This is a genomic window from Streptomyces sp. NPDC000410 (assembly GCF_040300305.1).
Taxonomy (GTDB): Bacteria; Actinomycetota; Actinomycetes; order Streptomycetales; family Streptomycetaceae; genus Streptomyces.
Map to the genome: position 1 here is coordinate 57,749 of NZ_JBEPDM010000025.1, position 9,716 is coordinate 67,464.

The following is a 9,716-nucleotide window of genomic DNA, read 5'->3' on the forward strand; positions in this document are numbered from 1 at the left end:
CCCCATGGCTTCTCTGGCTTCAGATCGTCGTGATCAGGCCGTACGTGCGGCCGTCGAACAAGGTCTGCTCACCGGGACCGAGCCCGTCACCGCCCTCCTCGACATCTCCGGCATCCGCGCCTCCGCTGCCGCTCTCACCGCCGCCTTCGCCGCCGTGCTGCCGGCGGGCACCCCCGTCCTGCACGCCTTCGCCGTGAAGGCCGCCCCGCTCGTGCCCGTGCTGCGCCTCCTGCACGAGGAGGGCATCGGCGCCGAGGTCGCCAGCCCCGGCGAGCTGGCGCTGGCCCGCGCCGCCGGGGTGCGGCCCGGCAGCACCGTCCTCGACTCCCCCGCCAAGACCCACGCCGAACTGCGCGAAGCCCTCGCCCTCGGGATCTCCGTCAACGCCGACAACCCGCAGGAACTCGCCCGGATCGACGCCCTCGCGAGCGCCGCCCCGACCCCGCCGCCCCCCGTCGGCCTGCGGGTGAACGCGCAGGTCGGCGCGGGCGCCATCGGGGCGCTGTCCACCGCCACCGCCACCTCGAAGTTCGGGGTCGCGCTGCGCGACGAGGGGGCGCGCGCCTGGGTCGTCCAGGCGTATCTCGACCGGCCCTGGCTGACCCGCCTGCACACCCACTCCGGCTCGCAGGGACTGTCGCTGTCCCTCATGTCCGAGGGGGTACGAACGGTGTACGAGCTCGCCGAGGAGATCAACGCGGCCGCCGGGCGGCAGCAGATCGACACCGTCGACATCGGCGGCGGCCTGCCCGTGAACTTCGCCTCCGACGACGAGACTCCCACCTTCGCCGACTACGCCCGGCTGCTGCGCCGCGAGGTGCCGGGGCTGTTCGACGGTCGGTACGGCCTGGTCACCGAGTTCGGCCGGGCGCTGCTCGCCAAGCACGGCATCGTGCTCGCCCGGGTGGAGTACACGAAGACGGCGGGCTCCCGGCCCATCGCCGTGACCCACGCGGGCGTCCAGCTCGCCACCCGTACCGTCTACGCCCCCGACTCCTGGCCGCTGCGGATCGCCGCGTACGACGCGAAGGGGCGGCCGAGGAGCGGTCCCGCCGTGGTGCAGGACGTCGCCGGGCCCGCGTGCTTCGCGGGCGACCTGCTCGCGCAGGCCCGTGCGCTGCCGCTGCTGGAGCAGGGCGACGTGGTGGCGGTGCTGGACACCGGCGCGTACTACTTCACCAACCACTACGCGTACAACAGCCTTGCCCGGCCCGGCATCCACGGCTTCCGTGCCGAGGGAGCGGACGGGAGCCGGGACGGGAGCGGCAACGGGGTGCGCTTCGTGACCGTACGGGCCCCGCAGACCGTGGAGGAGATCGTCGCGGAGTCCGGCGGGGGGTACCGGGAGGCGCTGCTGTAGCGGGCGGTTGTCGTACCTCGGTGGTTCCATGGACCCATGACAACCAGAAGCGTGGTCGTCGAGCGCCGGATCGCCGCGCCCGCCGGGCCGATCTGGGAGGCGCTGACCGACCTCAAGGGCACCGAGCGTGTGCTCCGCGGCGTCCAGCGCATCGAGGTGCTCACCAACGGGGGCTTCGACGTCGGCACGCGCTGGCGCGAGACCCGGCGGATGCTGGGCAGGGAAGCCACCGAGGAGCTGTACGTGACCGCGAGCGAGCCGCCGGAGCGGTTCGTGGTGGAGGCCGACAACCAGGGGGTTCACTATGTGTCGGAGTTCGTGCTGCTGCCCGCCGGGCCGGAGACCACCACCGTCCGGATGACGTTCTCGGCCGTGCCGCCCGGGGGTGTGACGGGCGTGCTCGCGAAGCTGTTCGGCGGCATCGGCACACGGGCCGTGGTCAAGGCGATCGAGAAGGACCTCGCCGATGTCGCCGCCGCGGTGGAAAGCCGCAGGGGCTGAACCGCTGAGCAGTCGGACCGGCCGGCCTGCCGAACCCGTCGACCTCCCGAGACCCTCCGACCCGCCGACCCGCCGACCCTCCGTCACCCCGTCACCCCGTCACCCCGTCACCCCGTCACCCCGTCACCCCGTCACCCCGTCACGTCGTCACGTCGTCATGCCGTCGCGCCGACCTTCCGTCCCGCCGCCCTCCTGTCCCGCCGACCTTCCGTCCCGCCGCCCTCCTGTCCCGCCGCCCCTCCGTCCCACCGACCGCTGATCCGTCGGCCCGTTCGCCTTCCCCGTATGGCTGAACCGCACGCATCACGCAAGTCCGACCGGGCAGAGGTGTTTCATGGCCACATCCACTCCTCCGGACACATCGGAGCATCAGCCGTCGCTGAAGCGGGCCATCGGCCCGAAGCTGATGATCCTTTTCGTGATCGGCGACATCCTCGGCACGGGCATCTACGCCGCGACCGGCAAGGTCGCGGGCAAGGTCGGCGGCGCGCTCTGGCTGCCGTTCGTCATCGGCTTCGTCGTCGCGATCCTGACGGCCGCCTCGTACGTCGAACTCGTCGGCAAGTACCCGAAGGCCGCGGGCGCCGCGCTCTACACCCAGAAGGCGTTCAAGCTTCCGTTCCTCACGTTCATCATCGCCTTCATGGTGATGTGCTCCGGGCTGTCGTCCGCGAGCGCGGCCGCCCGCGCGTTCAGCGGCTACTTCGAGGAGTTCTCGAGCGCCGTCCCGCCGACCCTCATCGCGATCGTGTTCATCCTCGCGCTCGCGGCGCTCGCGCTGCGCGGTGTGTCGGAGTCCGTGAAGACCAACATGGTCCTCACCATCGTCGAGCTGACCGGCCTGGTGGTGATCCTCGCGATCGGCGTGTGGGCGGTGCTGACCGGTGCCGGGGAGCCGTCCCGGCTGGGCGAGTTCCAGGCGGAGGGGACGGGATACGCGCTGCTGACCAGCGTGCTGGGCGCGACGGCGCTCGGCTTCTTCGCCTTCGTCGGCTTCGAGGACTCGGTCAACATGGCGGAGGAGACACAGGATCCGGTCCGCACCTTCCCGCGCGCGATCTTCACCGGCGTCGCCGTCACCGGCACCATCTACGTGCTGGTCGCGCTGGTGTGCTCGCTGCTCGTCCCGTACCAGCTCCTGGAGAAGTCCAGCGGACCGCTGCTGGAGGTCGTCAAGGTCGGCGGGGTCGCCTTCCCGCCGAAGCTCTTCGCGCTCATCGCGCTCTTCGCGGTCACGAACTCGGCGCTGATCAACATCATGATGGCCTCCCGGCTCTGCTACGGCCTGGCCAACGAGAAGGTCCTGCCGCCCGGCATGGGCAAGGTCCTGCGCAACCGGCGCACCCCCATCGCCGGGATCATCTTCGTCACCCTGCTGGCCATCGGACTGGTGTCCACGGGCGAGATCGCGGGACTCGGCGACACAACCGCGTTCCTGCTGCTCTGCGTCTTCGCGGTGGTCAATGTCGCGGTGCTGGTGCTGCGCAAGTCGCCCGTCGATCACGCCCACTTCCGTACGCCGACGGCCCTGCCGGTGCTCGGGGCGATCACGTCCGTCATCCTGGCCAGCCCGCTGGCCGACCGGGCGGCGGACGTCTACATCCGGGCCGGGGTGCTGATCGCGATCGGGATCCTGCTGTGGGTGGTCAACAAGGTGTGGATGAAGGTCCGGCACGAGGAGGAAGCGGGCCGGGGATAAGCACCTCCTCCGCCGAACGCACCACGGCCCGCGCCGATCCGGCCAGGGCGCGGGCACGGCCGCGGGCACGGCCGCGGGCTCACGCGAGGAGCGAGCGGCAAGGAGCAAGGAGCAAGGAGCAAGGGCACGGCATCAACCGCGCGGGGCCGGAGAGGGAGCGGAACGGCTGCCCCGGCCCCGCCACACGGTCACTCCTCGGGCTCTCCCGCCCGCGCCTCCAGGCGCCACGACGTCCCGGCGACCTTGCCGAGGACGACCGGCACCACCCGGCCCGGACTCTTGAGCAGTGCGGCGATCTGCGACACCTCGGCGGCCGACGCCACCTCGCAGAACACGAACTCGAAGGGCGCACCGGCCTCCTCGGCCCGCCGCCGGGCGAGCTCGTCCAGCGAACCGACCGCGTCGACGCCGTCGACACCCTCCGCCAGCTCCGCGAGCCGCCCGACGACCACGACCCCGGCCTGCTCACGCACCGGGCTGGTGCCGAGCTGCAGCACCAGCGACTCCACCAGCCGGCGGCCCGCCTCCAGGTCACCCTTGACCGCGATGGCGCCGGGCGCCTGCGCGAAGTCGAGGAACAGACAGCCGTCACCCTCGGACACGCCGATGCACAGGAAGGCGGCACCGCCCTCGGGGGTTTCGTACGGGACCGGGTGCCAGGCGGCCGCGGCCTCCGTGTCGATGTGGACGTCGATGACGTCGTCGCCGTAGGACACCTGGTAGGCGGGCCCCGCCTCGGGGCCGGTCGCGGCCCCGCCGGACGGGGCGGGGCGGGCGGCCCCGGCCTGGCGACGCGCGCCGGCCGCCGTGGCGCCGGCCGTGGCGGCCGGGGTCGCGGTGGCGGCGCGGCGGGGAGTGATGGGGACGGCGGCGCGTACGGCGGTCTCGGTCCGGCCGCTCGCGGCGGCGGGCTCGCTCTCCTTCGCCGGTACGGCGGCCCCGGCACCAGCACCGGACGCCGGTACGGGCTCCGGGCGCGGCCCGAAGCGTGCGCGGGACGCGGCGGACGCCGCCGGTACGGCCGTGGGTACGGCGGCCGTACGGCTGCGGGCCGGTGCCCCGGTGCGCGGGGCGAAGGCCGCCACGGGCAGCTCGACGGGACCGGCCACCGCCCGGCGTCGCCGGATGACGACCGAGGCGAGCGCCCCCGCGACGAGCACGGCCGCGCCGGCCCCGAGTCCGGGGCCCAGCCAGCTGGTCTGCCCGGTCGCGGGCGGCGGCACGAGGCCCTGGCTCTGCGGCAGCGCCGGGGCCGAGGCCTGCCCCGCCCCGGGTGCCTCGGCACCGGCCGGCGGGAACTCGGGAAGGGCGCCGGTGCGCACGCCGTCGCCCTTGGCGTCCTGCGGCAGCTGGAGGACCCAGCCGGAGGCGATGACCGTCGGGTCGTCCATGACGCTGCCGTCGGGCTGACGGCGGCCCTTGTTGAGCGCGAAGATCTCGGGGAAGCGGTCACCGTTGCCCAGCGTCTTCTCGGCGATGGAGAAGAGGAACTCCGGCTTTCCGTCGGGCAGTTGGGTGACGATGTAGTACTTCACGACCTTGCCGTCGGCGGCCGGGGCCGCGAGGGCGGCGGCGGCCGCCGCCGGGGCGGCGACGCCGGGCGTGCCCGCCGCGGCCAGGGCGAGGACGGCGAGGGCGAGCGCCGCCGCGCCCCGGGCCACGGGACGTACCGTTGTTGGGGTGTGCCTGCGGTGGTGAGCCATCTGCGCGTCCACTTCGTGACCGTCCTTGTCCAGTTCGTCCTTCCGCCCTTCGCACGGACACCCGGCGGCACCGGTTCACCCCATGACGCAGCGGGCGGCGCGGCTCACCGCACGTCATGCCACACGTCATGCCACACGTCACGAGGCCCGGCTCACCGCACGCCGTTCCGCTCGCCGTGCCGCTCGCCGTTCCGCTCGCCGTGCCGCTCGTCGCGCCGCTCGTCGTGCCGCTCGTCGCGCCGCTCGTCGCGCGCGCGTCGCGCCGCTCGACCGCTCGTCGCACGGTCCCGCTCCCCGTTCGGCCGCTGAACGCCACATCGGCGCGTATACGCCAGGTGGCGGATAACTCCACCGCGTCACTCGGTCACTCTCGAATCGTCGGCACGACCCCGACCGTGCCCGCCGGACTTACCGAAGGAGCGACCATGGTGACCAGCACGCTCGCCCAGCAGACCGCCAACGCCACCACGTCCGCGCCCCGCACCGACGAGGGGGCCCTCGCCCAGCTCCAACGCGAGCACGGCCGGGCGCTCTTCGGTTTCCTCCTCGGCCTCACCTACGGGGACCGGCAGCGCGCCGAGGACCTGGTGCAGGAGACGCTGGTACGCACCTGGCAGCACCCGGAGGCGCTGGAGAGCGATCACGAGTCGATGCGGCCCTGGCTGTTCACGGTCGGCCGGCGCCTGGCGATCGACGCGCGCCGCGCCCGGATGGCCCGGCCCGCCGAGGTCGCCGCCGACAGCCTGGAGCAGGTGCCGCCGGCCGAGGACCACACCGAGCGCTCGGCCACGGCGCTCGACGTGCGCGAAGCCCTCCGGACGCTGAGCGTCGAGCACCGTGAGGTCCTGGTCCAGATCTACTTCCGCGGCCGGTCCGTCGCGGAGGCCTCGGAGACGCTCGGCATCCCGCCGGGCACCGTCAAGTCGCGTACGTACTACGCCCTGCGCGCGCTGAAGAAGGTGCTGCCGGGCTACGCCGGTCTGACGGCGTGACCCCGCTCCACCACCCCGACCGACCCCGCCCCAACCGCCCCCACTACACCAACCGTCCCCACCGTCCCCGGCCGCCGTCCCGGCCGGCCCGGCAGTCCCCACCGGCTCAGCCGTCGTCGCCCTGCAGCGCGGCCTCCCGGGCCACCTCCGCGCGCGAGCGCACCTGCAACTTCCCGAGGATGTGCGACACATGCGTCTGCACCGTGCGGCGGGAGAGGAACAGCTCGCTGGCGATCTCCGGGTTGGAGTGACCCTCCGCGACCAGCAGCGCGACCTTCAGTTCGGACGGCGTGAGGGCCTCCCAGCCGTTGACCGCCTTGCGACGAGCGGTACGGCTGCCCCTTCGCACCCCGAGCGTACGCAGCCGGGCGTCGGCCCGCGCGATGTCCCACCGGGCACCCAGTTCCTCGTACGTCTTGACCGCGCGCCCCAACGCCTCACGCGCGGCGGGCAGTTCGCCGTGCCAGGCCCGCGCCACCGCGAGGTCCTCCAGCGTCTGCCCGAGCAGCAGCGGCCACGAGCCGCCCTCGTAGAGCGTGACCGCTTCCCCCAGCAGCCGCGGGTCCTGGGCGAACAGCCCACGGCACCGCACGGCCGCCGCGGCGGGTCCGGGCGCCTCGGGCAGCGCCGCCGCCTCCTGGGCGCAGGCCTCCACCGCCGCCTCGGCCGTGGCGGTATCCCCGGTTTCGAGCGCGAGGCGGACCACATCGGGCAGCAACCAGTGCCGTTCGTGCAGCAGTTCCTCGGCGTAGGCCTCGGACAGGACCGGCAGCAGCGCCTCCAGGGCCTGTGCCGGACGGCCGTCGCGCTCGGCCAGCAGGGCACGGGCGAGCAGCGTGTGGACGGCGTAGCGGCGGGCGACCCGGGGCGTGAGCGCGTCGGGCGCCAGTCTGTCGAGGTGGGCCACGGCCTCGCCGCGCAGGTCGCGGTGGCCCAGGATCAGCGCGTGCATGCCGTGCACCAGCACCGGGATCCAGGAGTCCGAGACCTTCAGGCTCGCGGCCCGTTCCAGGTCGGCGAGCGCGGCGTCCCAGCGGCCGCCCCGGTAGTGGAACTGGGCCGAACGCGCCTCGATGCCGACGAGCCGGCCGTTCGAGCCGCTGCGTACGGCCAGCTGCCGGGCCTCCTCCAACGCCTGTTGGGCCACGTCCGACTCGCCGAGCCGGTGGTGGCCCTCCGCCTGGTTGGCGAGCAGCAGCAGGGACATGTCGGTGGCGGCCGGCGTCTGCCGGGCCTGGGCGACGCCCTGGGCGACATGGTGGAGTGATTCCCGGGCGCGGCCCATGCGGTACAGCGCGAAGGCCATGGCGTGGTGCGCCTCGGACGCGGCCAGCGGGTCGTCCAGCCCTGCCGCCTCCGCCACCACGGGCTGTGCGTGCTCGTGGGCCTCGTCGAGACGGCCCAGGTCCGCGAGGGCCAGCACCCGGCACGCCTGGAGCCTGACCCGCCAGGCGCGCGAGGGGAACGTCTCGGCCAGCGCCTGGTCGGTCGCCTTCAGGCAGCCGTCGGTGTCGCCCTGGATCATCAGCGCCGAGATCAGTCTGAACGCCAGCGACGCGCGGTGGTCCGGTTCCTCGGCGCGGTCGCGCAACTGGGTGAGCAGTCCCACCGATTCGGGGCGGCGCAGCAGCAGCGCCGCTTCGGCGAGCCGCTCCTCCAGCACGTCCCGGTCCTGTTCCTCGGTGGGGCCCTGTTCGATGGCGCGCTCGATGAGTTCGGCGGCCGGCCCGGGGACGGTGGCGATGAGGGCCTCGGCGTACTCGACCAGCCAGCTCAGGGCCCAGGCCTCGAGCGGGCCCGCCACGGCCAGCAGCTGGTCGCAGATCCGGGACGGGGGCATGCCCGCGGCGACGAACGCGCGGGCGGTGTCGATGTGCAGGGCCGTGCGGATCGCGCCGGGTATCGCCTCGTACAGCGCCAGGCGCACCACCTCGTGCCGGAAGCGCAGCCGGTCGCCCTCGTCGCCGAGCAGCCCGGCGCGGATCGGCTCGTCGAGCGCGGTCAGCAGGTCACGGGCAGGCCGTTCCAGCGCGAGCGCGAGTTCGGTGACGGTGAACGCGACACCGAGCAGCGAGGCGTACCGCAGCGCGTCGTGCGCCTGCGGGGACAGGAAGCCGAGCTGTTCGGCGAGCGGCGCCAGGAAACCGGCCGACCCGCTTTTCGGCTCCGGACCGACGAGCTCGGCCCGGCCGCTTCCGACGGCGATGCGGCCCTGCGTCCGCAGGCCGTCGACCAGCTCGGTGACGTAGCGCGGATTGCCGCCCGCCTGTGCCGCCAGGCCGCGCAGCCGGGGGCCGGGCGCCGCCCCGACGAGGTCCTGGACCAGGAGGTCGGTCTCCTCCGGTACGAGCGGGTCCAGACGCAGACAGTGGGCGCCGAGCTCGCCCAGTCCGGCGTGCAGGCGGTCGAGTGCGCGGCGGCCCGGTACCGGCCGCCGGACGGCGATGAGCAACAGAGGTAACGGCTGCCGGGCGCCCGCCCTGGCGAGGCGCTGCCACAGCAGCAGGCTGGCGTCGTCCGCCCACTGGAGATCGTCGAGTGCGAGGATCAGCGGGGCGTCGGCGCAGAGCCGATCGACGGTGGCGAGCAGCCGGTCCATGGCGGCCATCTGCGCGCCGTCGGAGGCGACGTGCTCGGGGCCGCCCGTGCAGAGCAGGTCGACGACGGCCGCGCGGTCGGCGGTGGGGGTGCCGTCGGGGCAGAGGCAGTCGAGGACGGCACGCAGCGGAAAGCGCGGCCACAGCTCGTCGGCCGCGCCGTGCCGCACCCGGCAGCCGAGGTGTGCGGCCTCGGCGAGCGCGTCCCTGACGAGCAGGCTCTTACCGGCTCCGGGCTCGCCCTCGACGGTCACACAGCCGCCCTGGCCCGCCGCGACGTCCCGCACGAGCTGTCTCAGCTTGGCGTAGTGGTGTTCACGACCGACCCGCACGGCGGCGCCCCCTTGTCCCTGAGGACTCTCTCGTCGATCTGACTCAGGAGTCAGATACTCCCCCAGCACAACAGTTCGCATGCACCTCACCTCCACTCATGCCGAACGGACCTCAGAAAACGGGAAGTTTCCTGAGGCCCGTCGTGCCTTGCCGGTCCGCGCGGCCCGTCCGTATGCAGTTCCGTATGCCGTTCCGAATGCAGTTCCGAATGCCGTTCTGAAAGCGTTTCGTAGGCCGTTCTGTATGCCGTTCCGTACGCTCGCCCGCTGCCCCGCGGCTCAGGCCGCGAACAGCCCTCTCTTGGCCAGGGTCACGGCACGGAGCTCGGGCCACTGCTTGCCGAGGTCACGCAGGAACCGCTGCCGGTCCATGGTGGTGAGTGAGACGGACCACCCCTCGGGCACGGGTGCGGCGGCCGGCCAGAGCGAGTGGTCGCCCTCGCCGTTGGCCAGCATCACGAATACGTCAGCGGCCTGTTCCCTACCTGTCTGCACGGGTTTCTCCCTTCCGAGGCCTTCGTGAGGAGTCACG

7 protein-coding genes are annotated in these 9,716 nt (G+C 73.4%); 4 read left to right on the plus strand and 3 right to left on the minus strand.

Going from position 1 to position 9,716, the window contains the following annotated elements:
- The first annotated feature begins 4 nt into the window (after positions 1 to 4).
- The 3 genes from ABT342_RS23680 to ABT342_RS23690 all read left to right on the plus strand — a co-directional run bounded on the left by ABT342_RS23680 (position 5) and on the right by ABT342_RS23690 (position 3,560).
- Positions 5 to 1,360 (plus strand): type III PLP-dependent enzyme domain-containing protein, encoded by a 1,356-nt coding sequence (locus tag ABT342_RS23680; protein WP_351577247.1) that lies wholly within the window; start codon positions 5 to 7, stop codon positions 1,358 to 1,360.
- 36 nt (positions 1,361 to 1,396) lie between these two features.
- Positions 1,397 to 1,861: an SRPBCC family protein gene (locus tag ABT342_RS23685; RefSeq protein WP_351577249.1), complete on the plus strand. Its 465-nt coding sequence runs from the start codon at positions 1,397 to 1,399 to the stop codon at positions 1,859 to 1,861.
- Positions 1,862 to 2,195: 334 nt separating this feature from the next.
- Positions 2,196 to 3,560: an APC family permease gene (locus ABT342_RS23690; protein WP_351577252.1), complete on the plus strand. Its 1,365-nt coding sequence runs from the start codon at positions 2,196 to 2,198 to the stop codon at positions 3,558 to 3,560.
- Positions 3,561 to 3,748: 188 nt separating this feature from the next.
- Here ABT342_RS23690 and ABT342_RS23695 read toward each other — a convergent pair whose 3' ends face one another.
- A complete protein-coding gene (locus tag ABT342_RS23695; RefSeq protein WP_351577255.1) occupies positions 3,749 to 5,221 on the minus strand; it encodes a LysM peptidoglycan-binding domain-containing protein in 1,473 nt (490 codons plus the stop codon).
- A 467-nt stretch (positions 5,222 to 5,688) separates the two neighbouring features.
- On the opposite strand from ABT342_RS23695, the gene ABT342_RS23700 reads away from it, so the two are divergent.
- The gene (locus tag ABT342_RS23700) at positions 5,689 to 6,255 is read left to right on the plus strand and encodes a sigma-70 family RNA polymerase sigma factor (protein WP_351577315.1); all 567 of its coding nucleotides are present in this window, start codon (positions 5,689 to 5,691) and stop codon (positions 6,253 to 6,255) included.
- A 106-nt stretch (positions 6,256 to 6,361) separates the two neighbouring features.
- On the opposite strand, the gene ABT342_RS23705 is transcribed toward ABT342_RS23700, so the two are convergent.
- Together ABT342_RS23705 and ABT342_RS23710 are read right to left on the minus strand one after the other, a co-directional pair.
- Positions 6,362 to 9,184: an ATP-binding protein gene (locus ABT342_RS23705; protein ID WP_351577258.1), complete on the minus strand. Its 2,823-nt coding sequence runs from the start codon at positions 9,182 to 9,184 to the stop codon at positions 6,362 to 6,364.
- Between the two features lie 279 nt (positions 9,185 to 9,463).
- The gene (locus ABT342_RS23710; RefSeq protein ID WP_351577261.1) at positions 9,464 to 9,679 is read right to left on the minus strand and encodes an MbtH family NRPS accessory protein; all 216 of its coding nucleotides are present in this window, start codon (positions 9,677 to 9,679) and stop codon (positions 9,464 to 9,466) included.
- Positions 9,680 to 9,716: the final 37 nt, after the last annotated feature.